Below are 16,630 nucleotides of genomic sequence, written 5' to 3'. Positions count from 1 at the left end.
TAACTCCTCTCCGCCAGCGCATACAAAAAAAACCCTGGCACAACAAAATTGTACCAAGGTCTTGCGTACTAAAAATTTAGCCCGATGAACCAGGTATATACATACCGTATTGATGATTCATCAGCCGTTACCGGTCGCTACTCCCCTTGTTAAGTTAACTATAGCTTGGTTTAAATTTAAAGTCAATTAGAAGGGGATGGGAAATGTATATGCTTCACTTAAGATAACTGTCTCCCTTTTGTTAATAAGGATCAGAAGGAAGGCTTTTTTTCTCCGCCTCCTGAACAGCTCCATCCATTTTCTTCTCAGTAGAAGTGTGAAGTGACTTCAATTGCTCACTGACATGGTTTCCATATTCTTTATCGCATTCCGTTAACATCGAAATCATCCGCTTCTGAATTTCTTCGCGGCAGTCTGCAAGCGCAATGGCGAGATTTGAGATCAAATCATCTCGTTCCCAATCCTTCATTCTTCGGTACGTTTCACCAGCCTGTCCGAAATTGTTTTCTCTTGAGATTTTCTTGCGTTGTAGCTTACCCTCCACGTATGGCTCGTATTCTTTTCCAGGGTTGACCGCTTCTTTTAATCCTCCAATTATGGATGGCTCATAGTTGACATGAGGGTTTTGATGCTTCCCGTAATCTTGCCTGAAATCCATTTGGCCAGCACTTTCATTAGTGGCAACGTGCTTTGCGGGCTTATTGATCGGTAACTGCAAATAGTTTGACCCAACTCGATAGCGCTGCGTGTCGGAATACGAGTAGGTTCTTCCTTGCAAAAGCTTATCATCTGAGAAATCAAGACCATCGACAAGTACGCCAGTACCAAAGGCTGCTTGCTCGACTTCAGCGAAATAATTTTCAGGATTTTTATTGAGCACCATTTTACCTACTTTGTGCCAGGGGACATCCTCTTTATACCAGAGTTTTGTCGGGTCTAACGGGTCAAAGTCCAATTCAGGATGTTCGCCATCTTCCATAATCTGAACGTAAAGCTCCCATTCAGGGAAATCTCCATTTTCAATCGCTTCATAGAGGTCCTGTGTTGCATGGTTAAAGTTCGTTGATTGAATGTGATCGGCTTCTTTTTGAGTCAGGTTACGAATTCCCTGAACAGGTTCCCAGTGGTACTTGACGAGAACGGCTTTTCCATCTTTATTTACCCATTTGTAGGCGTGTACACCAGATCCCTGCATATGCCGGAAGTTTGCTGGGATGCCCCAAGGTGAAAATAGGAAGGTTACCATCTGCATGGATTCAGGTGTCTGGCATAGAAAATCAAACATCCGCTCCATGTCTTGCCTGTTCGTCACAGGATCTGGTTTAAACGAATGTACCATGTCAGGGAATTTAAGAGGATCACGAATAAAAAAGATTTTCAAGTTGTTGCCAACCAAATCCCAGTTGCCGTCTTCCGTGTAGAACTTTACTGCAAATCCCCTTGGATCACGCAGTGTTTCAGGTGAATGAGTCCCGTGAACGACAGTAGAGAATCTGACGAAGACAGGGGTTTGTTTGCCAACTTCAGTGAATACCTTTGCGCGTGTATAGTTTGAAATCGGCTCATCCCCAACTTTTCCGTAGGATTCAAAATAACCGTGCGCCCCTGCGCCTCGTGCATGGACAACCCGTTCAGGCGTACGTTCACGATCGAAATGACTAATTTTTTCAAGGAAATCGTAATTCTCTAGCGTAGTGGGGCCACGATTTCCAACCGTTCTTACATTTTGATTATCCGTGACAGGGTGACCTTGACGATTTGTCAGCGTTTCGTCAGATGAATATTCATTCTTAGATTGATTTGGCTCTTTGTTCAATGGAAATCCTCCTTCTCTCTCGTTCAAATTATCCCCAACCTCTAGTTCCTTATACTGTTTATATAGTTAAATTTTGGTTGTGAGGTTCGTTGATTATTTGCTTTCTTAAGGAGTGAAACTTTAGCGTCTTCTGAGTCGTAAAGAAAGAAAGCGATTTTATGGGAAAGGAGTATAAGCAATGATTGAAATCGTCTTAACGATTGTTTTCGTAATCGTTTTTCTGATAGGAATCTATGTTCAGATAAAAAGAAGAAAACGAGCAGGCTTAACGGGAATGAAATCAGCCATCTCACCCATTTGTTTCATGATTAGTGCGGCCCTTAATCCAGTAGGGTACTGGTTCGGATTTATCGGATTGTATAGTTTGCTAGGATCAATGCTGTTTCTATTACTTGGCGCTTACTTTCTTAAAGAGATGCAAACCGCTGATGAAAAAGCTTCTTAAGGAGAAAGAGGATTAAATGAAGATGAAAGGTTTTTTGTGGCATTAATTAACTTGGTTGTTAAACAGAAACGGTGCTGGAGTTGACTACGGCGTAATCGTTTCAATGAGTGTAGGAGGAATGTTTATCTGTCTAGCTTAAGAGAAAGACGTAAAGGAGAGGGATGGTAATGAAGTACATAAGAGCATTGATCTTACTCATAGCGATTATGGCCATAAGCAGCATCATTTGGCTTGGATTTACAGGGGAACATGAATCTCTGTTTCGCCTTTGCATCAGTATTGCCGTATTCGCCTCACTTTATTTCGTTTATAACGAAGAGAAAACGAAGAAGCAGAAGAAGATTACGCTGCTTTTTTGGGGACTTAGCGTGATTTCAATAACAGCAGGACTCGTTCAGTTTTTCCACTAACGTGGGCCATCAACCTAAAAAACGGATTACATGTGATGAAAAAAACATCTTCAGTAAGAAGATGTTTTTTTGCGTTTGAAGTTCACCTTTTTTCGCCAAATAATGAGATGAATTGTTTAAGTGGTTCCGACATCCATTTTCGCTGTTGATAGACGATTTGCGTATAAATGGGAATAGGATGCTGAAATGGAATGATAGCGACTCGATCATTTTGGACGTCTCGTTCGACTGCAATTCTAGGTAGAAGTGCAATTCCAAGGCTATCTGCCACGCATTGTTTAATGGCCTCAAGACTACTGAATGAGATGACAGACTTTGCTTGTATGTTTTCCTCCTTTAAGATTTGTTCGAAAAGCACGCGATAAGAACAACCTTCCTCCGTTAGAATCAGTGTTTCCTCTGCTAATTTCTCGAGCTCCAACGTAGCAAGCATCGTGAAAGGATGGTGAGGAGGAGCAATCATCACCATTTCTTCTTGATGAATTGGGATCGTTTTTAAGTCAGGATGTTTCTGTAAGCGATCCAATAAAATCGTAATATCATAGGTGCCATCGATCGTGCCGCCGATTAAGTTTTGACATTGACCTGATTCAAGGCGGATTTGTAATTCAGGATGTTTTTCTTTAAGGGCTTTAATATAAGGAGTGATGTAATAGGCTGCAACGGTCTCACCGGTTCCGATCCGAATCGTTCCCTTTAAGTTGGTATCTGTTCGAAGCTCTGCATCGGCTTCATCTAGGAGCTTGATGATATCGATGACATAGGCATGCAGTTGCTCTCCGGGTTGAGTTAATCTCATTTTCCTTCCGACTCGTTCAAATAACTTCACTTGATAATGTTTTTCTAGCTTTTTAATCTGAGCCGTAACGCTAGACTGGGCATAACCAAGTTCTTCAGCCGTTTGTGTATAGCTTCCTGATTTGGCGACTTCATTAAACGTATAAAAGTAGCTTAAATCCATTCAATACCTCCATTGAAAATTTCGATCGATAGTATCGAATATTATAGATAACATTGATGGTTGATGCAATGTTATACTTCCATTATCTGAATAAAATCATTAAGAAGTAGGCTATGGTGAAAGCTTTACTTTTATAAAGGAGATAGACTATGAAGATTTTAGCGTTATTAGGAAGTACGCGTAAAAATGGAAATTCGCAGTATCTAACTGAAACCATTCTGGAAGGGACGGATCACACAATCGTGTCTCTTGCGGATAAACAAATCAATGCCATAATGGATGAGCGGCATTCAGAAGCTGGTTTTTCGAAAGTAGAAGATGATTATGAAGAAGTGCTTGATCTTTTGTTAACTCATGATGTTCTCATCTTTTCAACGCCTCTTTATTGGTATGGCATGAGTGGACCGATGAAGAACTTCTTTGATCGCTGGTCGCAATACCTTCGTGATGAAAAACTAAATTTAAAAGAAGAGCTTACAAAGAAAAAGGCGTATGTGGTTGTCACAGGTGGAAGCAGTGCAAAAGTAAAAGCCCTTCCTCTGATCCAACAATTCAGCTATATTTTTGAATTTGTGAATATGGAGTTTGTGGATTATGTCATCGGTACGGGTGTTAAACCAGGTGAGGTAAAGGATGACAGGTTCGCATTAGAAAAAGCAAAGCAGTGGCGAGAAGAATTTCAAGCTTATGTAGCGAAGTAATTTCATCATACAAAAAGGACGAGACCCATTTGGTTTCGTCCTTTTTCAACTACTATTGTCCGTTTTGAAACTGTTGATCGATCTCTCTCAATTGATCATACGATTCTTTTAAATCGTCAGGAATCAATTTCCGCCCTTGTTCCCAAGCATTTTCTTCGATTTCAGCAAGAAGTTCTTGCTGAACTTCTTCATCCTCATACATTAAAATACGAAGGTCGTGTCTGTGCTTCTTAAAATCTAAATAATACCCTATTTCATGATATAGCAGGATCAACGCGATGTTTTCTTCCGTCTCTTTAAGCTTAAAGTTCACTTTTGCTTGATAGCCGTTCATTTGTAAGTAATTAAACTTAATCGTATTGGTTGATACGTTATAGCTCATTGGAGCGGTTAGCTCGTTGTTGAATTCATAGTTTATTGATAACTGATGCTCTTCTAGCGTGTCTTTAATGATTTTTTCAACGTCCCATATATATAACATGTTTTTTATCACTACCTTTGTGTGAAGCTTTCGTTAATGCCCTATTTTAAACTATCCAACGTAATACTACCACTATTTATAATAGATCAAACAGATGAAGGGACATTTCAGCTGAAATGTCCCTTCAAAATGTTAGAGAAAGATGAAATAAAGAATAAATAAGCCACCGAGCGTATACATAATCGGATGAACTTGCTTCCATTCTTTTTTCGCGATCATCGCAAAAGGATAGAGAATAAAGCCTAGAGCGATACCTGTGGCAACGCTGAACGTCAGAGGCATCATGATAATCGTCACAAAAGCTGGAATGACTACTTCTAAACGGCTCCAATCAATCTGCTTGACCTCAGTTGCCATAAGGGCACCGACAATAATTAAAGCGGGAGCTGTTACTTCTGGTGTAATGACACCAAGAATTGGTGAGAAGAACAGCGCAATGAAGAAGCAGGCTGAGATAATAACGGATGTGAAGCCAGTTCGGCCACCAACGGCAACGCCTGCAGATGATTCTACGAAAGAGGCGGTAGTTGATGTCCCGAAGATCGCTCCAACAACACCAGACGTTGAGTCAGCAAGTAGCGCGCGACCCGCATTTGGAATTTGATTGTCTTTCATAAGACCAGCCTGACTGGCAACGGCGATAAGGGCACCCGCCGTGTCGAAGAAGGCAACGAATAGGAACGTAAAAATAACGGCTAGAATCTCAGGTGTGAAAATATCTCCTAAATGCTGAAAAACAACGCCAAATGTTGGTTCAAGGCTTGGTACCTGTCCGACAACTGAAGTAGGAACTTGAACAAGACCGATGATCATCCCAATGATCGTTGTAATCACAATTCCATAGAAGATGCCGCCGCGAATGCCGCGGATTAGCATCATGAGCGTAATAATAAATCCGAAAGCAGCTAGTGCCGTTGTTGGCGTTGTCAGCTGTCCGATTGAAATAAAGGTGGCTTCATTTCCAACGACAATTCCTGCATTTTTAAGACCAACGAAGGCAATAAAGAATCCAATCCCGGCGGCGATCGCATGTTTCAGATCTTTCGGAATCACGTTAATAATTTTCTCGCGAATTTTAAGTAAGCTAAGAATCATAAAGATAATACCGGCAATAAACACGCCTGTTAAGGCAATTTCCCAATCAATCCCCATCCCAATAACGACAGAGAAGGTGAAGAAAGAATTTAATCCCATACTTGGTGCGATGCCAACAGGGAAGTTTGCGAGTAGCCCAATTAGTAAGGAGCCGACGATCGCGGATAAGGCGGTTGCAGTGAAAAGTGCGCCTTTATCAATACCCGCTTCACTTAAAATAATGGGGTTCACAACTAATATATAAGCCATAGATAAAAACGTTGTTATCCCGGCTAACGTTTCTTTTCGATAATTCGTTTCCCGTTCTGTGAACTGGAAAAAGTTTTTCATGGTAGACCCTCCTGATTCAAATAAAAAAACTCTGGCCAGAAACCAGAGCATCATCACAAGGAAATATGAAAAACTTCATAATTCCTTGTAGACAAGCCATTCTCGGTAGCTGGTAGAAACGTTCAGGCCCTATTCCTGAACTTATACAAGGTTTAGTCATATGATAAATTTATAACGAGAATCATAACAATGAAGGAAAGACGGGTCAATCGTTTTCGTTAATGTCTTAGTATTCATTGTTTTCTAATTTGCATTACAAATATAAAAATAAATAGGGAAATGTTAAAAATTATGTAATTTGTAAGAATACAAAACATTGAAGCCTATTATATGGTAATGTAAATATAAGACAAATATAGAGGGAGAGCGCTATGTTGCTGCAGAATCTAGAAAACGAAATTCAGACGTTGCGATTGGTGCTTTATGATCTAGGACAAGAAGTAGATGACTACTCAAGCGGGAAAATTCTCCTTTTGAGTAAACGATTAGACGAGAAAATTATTCAGTATCAGAAGCTGAAAAAATACAAGTGCCATCATTAATAAACTTTCCAGAAAACGCGAAAAGGAGCACCCTCTACTATGAGGATGCTCCTTTTTGTATTGTTCTATTTATTCATGTAGCGATCAACTTCCCATTGGCTTACCATTAGGGAATATTCAATCCATTCTTTTTCTTTTTCTTCGATATACACTTTAGAAGTATGGTCACCTAGCGCTTCCATAACAACTTTATCTTCACGAAGTGACTTAATTGCTTCCTTCAAGTTTGTTGGAAGTGTTGGCACATCATCTGTGTCGACTTCATAAAGGTTACGTGTTTCTGGCGCACCAGCATCAAGATCGTGACGAATACCTTCAAGACCTGCATGAATAACAGCAGCAAGTGTAAGGTAAGGATTTGCTGTTGGATCCGGGTTACGAATCTCAAAGCGAGTACCCATTCCACGCGTTGTCGGAACGCGAATCATACAGCTACGGTTAGAGTGAGACCAAGCCACACTAACAGGTGCTTCGTAACCAGGAACAAGACGCTTATAAGAGTTCACGTTCGGATTCGTGATTGCTGCAAGACCATTAGCATGAGAAAGAATCCCAGCCATAAATTGCTTCATTGTTTTAGAAATGCCGTCTGGATCGTTTTCATCGAAAAATGCACTTTTGCCTTCAGTGAAGAGGGAAAGGTGACAGTGCATACCAGATCCATTTTCACCAGCGATTGGCTTCGGCATAAACGTAGCGTGGTAATCATGGCTCGTTGCAACGTCTTTTACAACGTTTTTAAACGTTTGAATGTTGTCAGCCGCTTTAATGACGCTATCGAAACGGAAGTTAATTTCGTGCTGTCCTTGCGCAACTTCGTGGTGAGAAGCTTCCATTTCAAAACCGAATTTCTTAAGCGTACGAACAATATCACGACGTACCTGATCACCTTTATCTTTAGGTGAAGCATCGAAATAACCTGCGCGGTCATTCATCTTGCGAATTGGATAACCGTCTTTATCTAGTTTGAAAAGGAAGAATTCTGGTTCTGGACCAACGTTAACGGTATAGCCCATATCTTCTGCTTCCTTCATGGCTCTTTTCAAAATGAAACGTGGGTCTCCTTCGAATGGTTCACCATCGGGTGTATGAATGTCGCAAATAAAGCGAGCGATGCAATCCTGATCAACAGCGTCCGGTAGGACTTTGAACGTTTCAAGATCAGGGAAGAGATACATATCACTTTCCTGGATATCAGAGAAACCAGCAATGGAAGAGCTGTCAAACATGGCTTCATTGTTCATAACGCTTTCCAATTCTTCAATTGGAAGTTCAACGTTCTTTGTTTCACCAAGCATGTCCGTAAATTCAAGACGAATAAATTCGACTTTCTTTTCTTTTGCTTCCTTCATGATGTCCTGTTGAATACTATTCTTTGTTAATGTCATGGATTCAATAACCTCACCTTTAATTTTTTTGTTAGTGTTCATTCTAATGATATTTACAGATAATTGTGTTTTTATGTAAGGATTCCTAACATAAAAGTTAAACACGAAATGATGACTTGAATATGTGTGTATTAATAACCTTAGTGAGAATGGAATAAACCACTTTTTCTTTTGTAACTTTTTCTAAAAAGGTTTGAAAACGCTAACAAAACCGTGAGAATAGCGGTTTAAGCAATCGGAAATTCATGATATGAGATAGACAAGTAGGAAGGAAGGTGCTATCATTCTAAATGATAATGAATCTCAATATCATTTAGGGGGTACATAAAATGAAAAACAAAAAGAGCATTTCTCTTATTCTGATGCTAATGCTCGTTCTTATACTTGCTGCTTGCGGTAATGAGAATGAAAAGAGTGAATCAAGTGAAAGCAGTGAAGAGATGAAAACCTTCACATTACCTGATGGACAGGAGTTTGACATTCCTAAAAACCCAGAGCGAATCGTGGCAACAGACTACGTTGGTTATTTCCTGGCGCTTGGTATTACGCCAGTAGGAGCACCAGATCAATTTGTTTTGGATAATCCTTATTTTACAGAAGAGCAGATTGCAGATATTGAGGATATTGGTACGCCACCTTCAGTCGAGAAAGTCACGTCACTGGATCCAGACTTAATTGTCGTAACAGATCAAGAACAATATGATTTGCTGTCAAAAATTGCGCCAACTGTGCTAATGCCGTTTGGAACATACGATTCTCTAGATGAAGAAGTTACTGCTATGGGCGAAATTGCTGGGAAAGATGAAGCCGCGGATGAGTGGATCAACCAATTTGATGAAAAAGCAGAAGCAGCAAAGGAAGAATTAGACGGTGTTATCGGTGAAGATGAGACAGTTGGGATTTATGAAGTTCAAACAAAAGATTTCTATGTGTTTGGAGATAATTTTGGACGCGGGGGTCAAGTCATCTATGATGCACTTGAGCTAAAAGCACCTGAGAAGATTCAAAAAGACGTGATCGAAGGCGACAACTGGAAAAAGATCTCACTTGAAGTCTTACCTGAATACGCGGCTGATCATATGTTTTATACCGAGTATGCCGCTCGGGACAATCAAGATGTTCTGAAGGAAACGAAAGAAAGTGCGCTCTGGCAAAACTTAGACGCAGTGAAGAACGGTCACCTCTATGAAATGAAGTTTGAAGACATGTATTATTATGACCCAATCGCCGTTGAAGGTCAGCTTGATTTGATCGTCAACACACTAAAAGAAAATAACAAGTAAATAAGAAGTCCTAGTGCCAGGCACCGGGACTATTTTTCAATACATAAAGCAAGGAGTCATCCTATGTCAAAGAAAGCTGAACCGACGGCAAAACCAATAGAAAATCAGCTCGCTGTTCAATCGCGACCTGTCACAGCGATGCTCATTCTTGTTGCAGGTAGTGCTGCCCTCGTCTTGAGCCTGGGACTATCGGTCGCACTTGGAGCCGCAGATATAAAATTAATGACAGTCTGGCAGTCGATTTTTCAATTCGACCCAAAATCAACCGAACATTCCATCATTCGTGAGTTTCGAATGCCTCGCTCGGTTGCCGACATCTTAATTGGCGCAAGTTTTGCCGTTGCCGGTGCAATCATGCAGGGGGTGACTCGAAACCCTCTTGCCGATTCAGGATTACTTGGATTGAACGCCGGGGCAACCTTGATGATTGCGATTAGTTTTGCTTTCTTCCCGGGTCTTTCCTATACTAGTCTGATGATATTTTCTTTCATTGGTGCTGGGATTGGGGCCGCACTAGTTTTCGGTATCGGTTCGCTCTCACGAAATGGTTTATCACCGATTCGTCTAGTCTTAGCAGGGGCTGCGGTTAGTGCCCTTTTTACAGCAGTTAGTGAAGGCGTGGCCATTCATTTTCAACTCTCACAGAATCTTGCCTTTTGGTTTGCAGGAGGCACAGCTGGTTTGAAATGGCCACAAATCCAAATTTTATTGCCGTGGATCGTGATCGCGCTTATTGTGGCACTGTTTCTTTCGAAGTCTATTTCGCTACTCAGCCTTGGGGAAGATGTAGCTGTAGGTCTTGGGCAGCGCACAAAATGGATTAAAGCACTTGCTGCAGTTGTTGTACTTGTACTTGCGGGAGCTGCCGTATCAGCAGTTGGTCCAATTGGGTTTGTAGGTCTTGTGATTCCTCATATTGCGAGGTTTCTTGTCGGTGTGGATTACAGGTGGATTGTTCCATGCTCAGCGGTTCTAGGAGGACTATTTATGATTGTTGCTGACATGGGAGCAAGGCTGATTAATGCCCCATATGAAACGCCGATTGGGGCGATTTTCGCTCTTGTCGGTGTCCCTTTCTTTCTATACGTAGCGAGACGTGAAGGGAGGGAGTTGTGATGAATATCGACTCTTTATTTCATGTACTGCGGAAAAGAAACCGCAGACGCTATGTGATGATGGGCATTTTTCTTTTTCTCATCATTGCGACCTTTTTTATTAGCTTAAATACAGGGTTAACGAAATTAAGTCCTAGCGAGGTCGTGAAAACGTTGTTTGGCAGTGGTACAGAGAAGCAGTCGTTAATCTTATTTGAATTTCGCTTGCCTCGAATCGTTATTGCCATTCTTGTTGGCGCAGGGCTAGCGGTATCTGGCTGTATCCTTCAAGGGATTTCACGTAATGCTCTTGCAGATCCGGGTATACTCGGAATCAATAGTGGGGCCGCTTTAATGGTTGTTCTATTTATCTCCTTTTTTCCTAAAACGACGGATGCTCCTATTCTCTTTATGCCGTTTCTAGCGTTAATTGGCGGGTGTGTCACGGCAATCGTCATTTATGCGCTTTCGTACAGCAAAAGAGAAGGGTTAATGCCTCAGCGATTGATATTAAATGGGATTGCGGTTGCAGCAGGAATCAGTGCCCTTATCACCATTTTAACCCTTCGCATGGATCCGTTTGATTATCAATTGATTGCTGTTTGGCTGGCCGGTAAGATTTGGGGAACAACCTGGGTACATGTTCTCACACTATTCCCCTGGATCATCATTTTATTTGCGTTGATCTTTTATAAAGCAAGAACGCTAAATGGACTAAATTTTGGAGAAAAGCTCGCGACTGGGATGGGCGTGAAAGTAGAGAGAGAGAGGTTCTTACTTCTTGGCGCTTCTGTTGCCCTTGCGTCTGCATGTGTGTCAGTCAGTGGAGGAATTGGTTTCGTTGGTCTTGTTGGCCCCCATCTTGCACGACAGCTAGTCGGAAATGATCACCGATTTCTGTTGCCGTTGTCGGCTCTTGCCGGTGGACTTGTTCTTTTAGTGGCTGATACGGTTGGCCGAACGATTCTAGCCCCATCTGAAATTCATGCTGGTATTATGGTGGCAATCATCGGAGCACCGTACTTTTTATATTTACTTGCGAGATCAAAAGCTTAGGAGGAGATCGATGTGAAGAATGAAAGATATGACGTGACAATCATTGGTGGAGGTCCAATCGGATTATTTACCGCTTTTTATAGCGGCATGCGTGAGCTTAAGACAAAAGTCATAGAATACCTTCCGCAAGTTGGTGGGAAAGTAACCTACTTCTATCCACAGAAAATTCTACGTGATATCGGAGCGATACCTGGTGTCTCCGGGGCTGATTTGATTAAGCAACTTGAAGAACAGGCAAGCACATTTGATCCAACAATGGTTTTTGGACAACGAGTGGACGATCTTGAGCGAGCAGAAGACGGCACGTTTATCCTGACGAGTCATAATGGGGAACGTCACTACACTCGAACAGTTATCCTGGCGATTGGTCACGGTACGCTTGGAGTGAAAAAGCTACCGGTTGGTGGTGCGGAGCATTTTGAAGGGAGGAATCTTCATTATGCAGTTGATCGTGTCGAGGATTTCCGAGGAAAGCACGTGATGATATCTGGTGGAGGCGACTCAGCGATTGATTGGGCGAATCGACTCGAACCAATCGCTGAGAAAGTAACGATTGTCCATCGGCGTGAGGCTTTTAGTGGTCATGAAAGTAGCATTACAGAAATGAATCATTCAGAAACGCACGTGAAATGTTCGTGCTACGTATCTGATTTGATTGGTAAGGATCAAATCGATCAGGTCGTTCTGACTCATGTTGATACTGGGGAAAAAGAAGTAGTTGAGATCGATGCCCTTCTTGTCAATCATGGCTTTAACCTCGACTTAGGTGGCATTCAAAACTGGGGAATGACCACAAGCGATGGAAAAGTTGTGACCGATGGAAAAATGGAAACAAGTATTCCGGGTGTTTTTGCCGCAGGAGATATTGTCACTTACCCTCATCGCTTAACGCTTATTGCTGGGGGACTTGCGGAAGGACCTAAAGCATTGAATAGCGCGAAGGCCTATCTTGATCCTGAGGCAGAAGCCATGGCGATGTATTCGACGCACCATAAAGATTTTGTGGAAGTTTAATTGAAAGGAGTGAGCGTGGTGATTCAAACAGAAAATCTTAAAATCGGTTATCAGGAAAACATTATTGTGGATCAATTGAATCTATTAATACCTGAAGGCGAGATTACGGCTCTTGTTGGGGCGAATGGATCAGGGAAGTCGACCATTCTTAAAACACTATCCAGGTTAATGAAGCCGAAAAGTGGGACGGTTTATTTGGATGGACGGGCGATGCATGAACAAAAAACGCGCGAGCTCGCAAAGGAGTTAGCCATTCTTCCTCAAAACCCCACAGCGCCAGAGGGATTAACGGTTCTTGAACTTGTCACCTACGGCCGCTTTCCGCATCAAAAAGGCTTGAAAGCTCTCACGATGGAAGACAAAGAGAAGATTGCCTGGGCAATTGAAATGACGGGGATTGGGGAATATGCGAACCGTCCGATTGATCAACTATCAGGGGGGCAACGCCAGCGCGCCTGGATTGCGATGGCTCTTGCTCAGGATACGAAAATTCTATTTCTTGATGAACCAACTACTTTCCTCGATATGGCGCATCAGCTTGAGGTTCTTGAGCTTTTGCAAAAGTTAAATGTTCAGGAAAAGCGAACGATCGTCATGGTGGTGCATGATTTAAATCACGCCAGTCGGTACGCCGGTCATATAGTAGCAATTAAAAAAGGAAAAGTGATGAAAACGGGAACACCGATTGAAGTGATGAAGTCAGACACTTTAGAAGAAGTGTTTGGGGTTCGAAGTGATATCATTTATGATCCTCGCTCGGGGCAGCCACTTTGCTTACCATATGGATTATGTGCAGACCAAGCTCATGCTCTATCGAATTAACCTGTTCCTTATGATGGAGCAGTTTTTTTTGAAAGGATCCTCTTCTTTTCTATCGAATACCTAAATAAAACTCGTCTCGATCATTCAAAGGAGGACCTTATGATTAAGGAAATGAGAACGAAAGACCAGTGGCGTGAAGCATTTCAAGTGATGCAAGAGCTTCGCCATCATTTGGATGAAAAAACTTATCTTGCTTTAGTAGAAGAAGCTCACCTGAAAGACATGTATCGACTCTATGCGCTTTATGATGGAGGTGAACTTGTAGCGGTTACTGGATTTAAGCCAATGATTACACTCTACTATGGAAGGTTTGTCTGGGTTTGTGATCTCGTCACAAGCGAACAGCACCGTTCAAAAGGATATGGCGAAAAGCTTCTTGCTTTTGTTGAAAACTGGGCAGTGGAGAACGGGTATCAATCTGTGGCTCTGTCTTCTGGTGTTCAAAAGAAAGACGCCCACCGTTTCTACAAAGAAAAGATGTCTTATGATCAGGTTAGCTTTGTATTCAAAAAGGGATTAACTCCGTAGAAGCATGATCTTAACCTATAGCTGTCGCCTGGTGCTATACTTAGTCCAAGACAAACGAAGGATGTGGCGTAACGGTGAGAAAACTAGGTAAAACAGATTATGAGATTTCGCCAATCGGACTTGGAACATGGCAATTTAGTCAGGGAAGTGGCATGATTGGAAGTTATTTTTCGACGATTTCAGAAAAAGACATGGATGCCATTGTGAAAATGAGTCTTGAGGGCGGGATTAACTGGTTTGATACAGCAGAAGCTTATGGAAAAGGGAAATCAGAGGAAGCTCTATCTGGCGCGTTAAAACGACTCGGCGTTGAAGAAAAGGATGCGCTTATCGCAACAAAGTGGTGGCCCCTTCTTCGAACAGCTGGTTCCATTTCTAGTACGATCCAAAAGCGAAAAGATGCTCTAAATGGTCGTAGAATTGATCTTTATCAGGTGCACCAGCCATTTTCTTTTTCATCTCCAGAAAAAGAAATGAAGGAAATGGCATCGCTTGTCAAAAAAGGCGAAATTGGCGCAGTGGGTGTGAGTAATTTTAATCGAGATAAAATGGATCGGGCCATTCAAGAGCTAAAGCGTCATGATGTGGTTCTTGCATCCAATCAAATGAAATACAGTTTGCTTGATCGACGGATTGAAACGAATGGAGTGCTTGACCTAGCTAGACAAAATGGTGTGACGATTATTGCTTATTCCCCACTTGAACAGGGGATTTTAACAGGGAAATTCCATCAAAATCCTGAGCTTGTCGCAAACCTCTCAGGTCCACGGAAGCACATGTCTCAATTTAAACCACAAGGGTTAGCTAAAACGTTGCCATTGATAAATTTATTAAAAGAAATCGGTCATTCTTACGGTGTAGGAGCTGGTCAAGTTGCGTTAAACTGGCTCGTTCATTTTCACGATCAAACGGTTGTGGCAATTCCGGGCGCATCCAAGTTAAAACATGCCGAAGATAATGTGAAGGTACTTGGGTTTAAGCTTACGCATGAGGAAATGAAGCGAATTGATGAGGAGTCAAGGAAAGTAGCGAAAATGTAAAACCAGATAAAGCCGCCATCATATGTGATGGCGGCTTTATCTGGTTATTCTTTTTCCACTAATTCGAATCCAATGTAATCAAGAGCGGATTCAAGATTTTGAACGGTTTTAAAGTGAGGAAGCTGCTCGTTTGCTACTTCTTGTAGCGCAATCGCTGGGGTGACCCCTGTTACGACCGTCTCTATCCCCATTAGTTGAATGGACTTGAAAAGATCACCAAGAATCATTGGGAAATAGCCATCAACAATTTTTAAGCCTGATAAATCCGCAATAAAATAATTGATCTGTTGGTTGGCTCCATATTGAAGCACTTGCTGAATAACGGTCTCTGCCCTTCGTTCATCAACCACACCCTGCAAGGTGAGAATGGAAATTCCTTTTGTAATCGGAACAATTGGAACGCTCAAGAAATCCAAATTATACTTGGTTTGATCTAGCTCGATGAGATACGAAAGTATTTCCGCCATTGATTTTAAATAGGTGATATCATCTTGACTGAATACCTTTTCTTGCTTATCCATAACGCATAAGGTGCCAAAAAGCTTTCCGCTCGTATCCGTAAGTGAAACGCCAAGAAATCCTTTTACTTTTAGTTGAGAAGTTACTTCTAATTGTTTAGTAAACTCATCCTCTTCTAAGTTAGCCGTATGCATGACGCTATGATCATTGGTAATAATTAATCGGCAGTATGTACCACTGTACTCAACTGAGTATCCTTCTGGAATGATTTCTTCCTGTTCATTGTAAGAGCTTACAACGGTCATAGCAGTTTCTCCGCGTTTCGTTACATAAGCGGTATTCACATTTAAACGTTCACTAATTAATCTAAATAATCGCTTTGAAGCCGTTTTTAGTGAATTAAACTCCGTAGAGTCTAAATTATATTCATTATGCATGGAAAACAACTCTCCTTAAAACGATTATTTATGACTCTATCGTCTCATTCTATTCTATTATAGGGAGCGAGGAACAATCAAACTGTGGGAACTTTCTTTTAGTTGTAACGTATGATTACTAAATGAAAGGGGGGAACTCATATGGAACAAAGACCAAGAATTCGTATTGCAAAAAGCGTGGTTCAGAGAGGATTTGATGGTGTAGGCGTTTTGTTACTATTTCTTAGTCTCGTATACCTTTTGTTAGAATGGTCTAGTGTGCCGGATCGTGTACCAATCCACTTTGCTGCTAGAGGAGAGGTTGATACGTGGGGACCCAAAATATCACTTATCTTACTCCCGATAGTAGGTTTAATTCTCTGGTCAGCATTAGCTATTCTAGAGCGTTATCCACACGTCTACAATTATATAGTAAACATCACGAAAGGTAATGCAGAGCTTCAGTATCGAAGTGCCGTGTTATTCATTCATTTTCTTAAAAATACCATTGCCATGCTCTTCGCTTATTTAACTGTTGAAAGCATTCAGATTGCAAAGGGTGTGGACAAAGGCTTGGCTGGATGGGTGATGCCTCTCTTTCTTACAATGATTTTTGGTGCGATTATCATCTACATGGTGCATTCCTTTAAGTGGAGATAGAGTAGAATAAGAGAAAACGTTTCCTAATAAGAAGTAAAGCGCATTCAGTTGATAGTGGTGAAAATTTCGATCATTGTTCACTAGAATTC

At 41.5% G+C, this 16,630-nt stretch carries 18 protein-coding genes and 1 riboswitch; of the genes, 12 read left to right on the top strand and 6 right to left on the bottom strand.

Translation table 11 applies throughout. From position 1 onward, the window contains the following. Window positions 1–241: 241 nt before the first annotated feature. The gene (locus LC090_RS16510) at window positions 242–1,816 is read right to left on the bottom strand and encodes a catalase (RefSeq protein ID WP_226659110.1); all 1,575 of its coding nucleotides are present in this window, start codon (window positions 1,814–1,816) and stop codon (window positions 242–244) included. Between the two features lie 178 nt (window positions 1,817–1,994). Here LC090_RS16510 and LC090_RS16505 point away from each other — a divergent pair, with 178 nt between their 5' ends. Both LC090_RS16505 and LC090_RS16500 read left to right on the top strand, forming a co-directional pair. Next, entirely contained in the window at window positions 1,995–2,261 is a 267-nt protein-coding gene (locus LC090_RS16505) for a hypothetical protein (protein ID WP_226659109.1), read from the top strand. 167 nt (window positions 2,262–2,428) lie between these two features. Further along, the gene (locus LC090_RS16500; protein WP_226659108.1) at window positions 2,429–2,671 is read left to right on the top strand and encodes a hypothetical protein; all 243 of its coding nucleotides are present in this window, start codon (window positions 2,429–2,431) and stop codon (window positions 2,669–2,671) included. An 82-nt stretch (window positions 2,672–2,753) separates the two neighbouring features. On the opposite strand, the gene LC090_RS16495 is transcribed toward LC090_RS16500, so the two are convergent. After that, window positions 2,754–3,632: a LysR family transcriptional regulator gene (locus tag LC090_RS16495; protein ID WP_226659107.1), complete on the bottom strand. Its 879-nt coding sequence runs from the start codon at window positions 3,630–3,632 to the stop codon at window positions 2,754–2,756. A gap of 149 nt (window positions 3,633–3,781) precedes the next feature. Between LC090_RS16495 and LC090_RS16490 the strand changes: the two genes are divergently transcribed. Continuing rightward, window positions 3,782–4,333: a flavodoxin family protein gene (locus tag LC090_RS16490; RefSeq protein WP_226659106.1), complete on the top strand. Its 552-nt coding sequence runs from the start codon at window positions 3,782–3,784 to the stop codon at window positions 4,331–4,333. A 52-nt stretch (window positions 4,334–4,385) separates the two neighbouring features. Here LC090_RS16490 and LC090_RS16485 read toward each other — a convergent pair whose 3' ends face one another. Both LC090_RS16485 and LC090_RS16480 read right to left on the bottom strand, forming a co-directional pair. Continuing rightward, window positions 4,386–4,814 (bottom strand): hypothetical protein, encoded by a 429-nt coding sequence (locus LC090_RS16485; RefSeq protein WP_226659105.1) that lies wholly within the window; start codon window positions 4,812–4,814, stop codon window positions 4,386–4,388. Window positions 4,815–4,946: 132 nt separating this feature from the next. Then, a complete protein-coding gene (locus LC090_RS16480; RefSeq protein ID WP_226659104.1) occupies window positions 4,947–6,239 on the bottom strand; it encodes an NCS2 family permease in 1,293 nt (430 codons plus the stop codon). Between the two features lie 68 nt (window positions 6,240–6,307). Next, window positions 6,308–6,408, bottom strand: a riboswitch (purine riboswitch). A 202-nt stretch (window positions 6,409–6,610) separates the two neighbouring features. Here LC090_RS16480 and LC090_RS16475 point away from each other — a divergent pair. After that, window positions 6,611–6,781 (top strand): aspartyl-phosphate phosphatase Spo0E family protein, encoded by a 171-nt coding sequence (locus tag LC090_RS16475; RefSeq protein ID WP_226659103.1) that lies wholly within the window; start codon window positions 6,611–6,613, stop codon window positions 6,779–6,781. Window positions 6,782–6,846: 65 nt separating this feature from the next. Here the strand turns inward: LC090_RS16475 and glnA are convergent, their stop codons facing one another. Continuing rightward, the gene (gene glnA / locus LC090_RS16470; RefSeq protein ID WP_226659102.1) at window positions 6,847–8,169 is read right to left on the bottom strand and encodes a type I glutamate--ammonia ligase; all 1,323 of its coding nucleotides are present in this window, start codon (window positions 8,167–8,169) and stop codon (window positions 6,847–6,849) included. A gap of 329 nt (window positions 8,170–8,498) precedes the next feature. On the opposite strand from glnA, the gene LC090_RS16465 reads away from it, so the two are divergent. From LC090_RS16465 to LC090_RS16435, 7 genes are all read left to right on the top strand, one after another. After that, window positions 8,499–9,452, top strand: a complete 954-nt coding sequence (locus LC090_RS16465) for an iron-hydroxamate ABC transporter substrate-binding protein (protein ID WP_226659101.1) — start codon at window positions 8,499–8,501, stop codon at window positions 9,450–9,452. Between the two features lie 63 nt (window positions 9,453–9,515). Further along, the gene (locus LC090_RS16460; RefSeq protein ID WP_226659100.1) at window positions 9,516–10,568 is read left to right on the top strand and encodes a FecCD family ABC transporter permease; all 1,053 of its coding nucleotides are present in this window, start codon (window positions 9,516–9,518) and stop codon (window positions 10,566–10,568) included. Then, window positions 10,568–11,602: a FecCD family ABC transporter permease gene (locus LC090_RS16455; RefSeq protein ID WP_226659099.1), complete on the top strand. Its 1,035-nt coding sequence runs from the start codon at window positions 10,568–10,570 to the stop codon at window positions 11,600–11,602. Before LC090_RS16460 ends, LC090_RS16455 begins: the two co-directional genes overlap by 1 nt. Window positions 11,603–11,614: 12 nt before the next feature. Beyond that, window positions 11,615–12,616, top strand: a complete 1,002-nt coding sequence (locus LC090_RS16450) for an NAD(P)/FAD-dependent oxidoreductase (protein WP_425590664.1) — start codon at window positions 11,615–11,617, stop codon at window positions 12,614–12,616. Window positions 12,617–12,631: 15 nt separating this feature from the next. Beyond that, on the top strand, window positions 12,632–13,438 hold the full coding sequence (locus LC090_RS16445) for an ABC transporter ATP-binding protein (RefSeq protein ID WP_226659098.1): 807 nt from the start codon (window positions 12,632–12,634) through the stop codon (window positions 13,436–13,438). A gap of 99 nt (window positions 13,439–13,537) precedes the next feature. Beyond that, window positions 13,538–13,966, top strand: a complete 429-nt coding sequence (locus tag LC090_RS16440; RefSeq protein WP_226659097.1) for a GNAT family N-acetyltransferase — start codon at window positions 13,538–13,540, stop codon at window positions 13,964–13,966. A 74-nt stretch (window positions 13,967–14,040) separates the two neighbouring features. Next, complete coding sequence (locus LC090_RS16435; RefSeq protein WP_226659096.1) at window positions 14,041–15,006, top strand: aldo/keto reductase; 966 nt, start codon at window positions 14,041–14,043, stop codon at window positions 15,004–15,006. A gap of 44 nt (window positions 15,007–15,050) precedes the next feature. On the opposite strand, the gene LC090_RS16430 is transcribed toward LC090_RS16435, so the two are convergent. Further along, the gene (locus LC090_RS16430) at window positions 15,051–15,902 is read right to left on the bottom strand and encodes a GAF domain-containing protein (protein ID WP_226659095.1); all 852 of its coding nucleotides are present in this window, start codon (window positions 15,900–15,902) and stop codon (window positions 15,051–15,053) included. Window positions 15,903–16,043: 141 nt separating this feature from the next. Here LC090_RS16430 and LC090_RS16425 point away from each other — a divergent pair, with 141 nt between their 5' ends. Next, complete coding sequence (locus LC090_RS16425) at window positions 16,044–16,541, top strand: DUF1648 domain-containing protein (RefSeq protein ID WP_226659094.1); 498 nt, start codon at window positions 16,044–16,046, stop codon at window positions 16,539–16,541. The last annotated feature ends 89 nt before the right edge of the window (window positions 16,542–16,630 follow it).

Origin of the sequence: Guptibacillus hwajinpoensis, assembly GCF_020524165.1 — a bacterium.
GTDB lineage: Bacteria > Bacillota > Bacilli > Bacillales > Guptibacillaceae > Guptibacillus > Guptibacillus hwajinpoensis_D.
This window is presented reverse-complemented; position numbering and strand designations above follow the sequence as displayed.

What these genes read in the sequence shown, in the direction of transcription:
- LC090_RS16480 (WP_226659104.1), bottom strand. Translation starts at nt 6,239, where the DNA reads ATGAAAAACTTTTTCCAGTTCACAGAACGGGAAACGAATTATCGAAAA.
- LC090_RS16495 (WP_226659107.1), bottom strand. Translation starts at nt 3,632, where the DNA reads ATGGATTTAAGCTACTTTTATACGTTTAATGAAGTCGCCAAATCAGGA.
- LC090_RS16485 (WP_226659105.1), bottom strand. Translation starts at nt 4,814, where the DNA reads ATGTTATATATATGGGACGTTGAAAAAATCATTAAAGACACGCTAGAA.
- LC090_RS16430 (WP_226659095.1), bottom strand. Translation starts at nt 15,902, where the DNA reads ATGCATAATGAATATAATTTAGACTCTACGGAGTTTAATTCACTAAAA.
- LC090_RS16460 (WP_226659100.1), top strand. Translation starts at nt 9,516, where the DNA reads ATGTCAAAGAAAGCTGAACCGACGGCAAAACCAATAGAAAATCAGCTC.
- LC090_RS16490 (WP_226659106.1), top strand. Translation starts at nt 3,782, where the DNA reads ATGAAGATTTTAGCGTTATTAGGAAGTACGCGTAAAAATGGAAATTCG.
- LC090_RS16425 (WP_226659094.1), top strand. Translation starts at nt 16,044, where the DNA reads ATGGAACAAAGACCAAGAATTCGTATTGCAAAAAGCGTGGTTCAGAGA.
- LC090_RS16475 (WP_226659103.1), top strand. Translation starts at nt 6,611, where the DNA reads ATGTTGCTGCAGAATCTAGAAAACGAAATTCAGACGTTGCGATTGGTG.
- glnA (WP_226659102.1), bottom strand. Translation starts at nt 8,169, where the DNA reads ATGACATTAACAAAGAATAGTATTCAACAGGACATCATGAAGGAAGCA.
- LC090_RS16465 (WP_226659101.1), top strand. Translation starts at nt 8,499, where the DNA reads ATGAAAAACAAAAAGAGCATTTCTCTTATTCTGATGCTAATGCTCGTT.
- LC090_RS16440 (WP_226659097.1), top strand. Translation starts at nt 13,538, where the DNA reads ATGATTAAGGAAATGAGAACGAAAGACCAGTGGCGTGAAGCATTTCAA.
- LC090_RS16455 (WP_226659099.1), top strand. Translation starts at nt 10,568, where the DNA reads ATGAATATCGACTCTTTATTTCATGTACTGCGGAAAAGAAACCGCAGA.
- LC090_RS16505 (WP_226659109.1), top strand. Translation starts at nt 1,995, where the DNA reads ATGATTGAAATCGTCTTAACGATTGTTTTCGTAATCGTTTTTCTGATA.
- LC090_RS16500 (WP_226659108.1), top strand. Translation starts at nt 2,429, where the DNA reads ATGAAGTACATAAGAGCATTGATCTTACTCATAGCGATTATGGCCATA.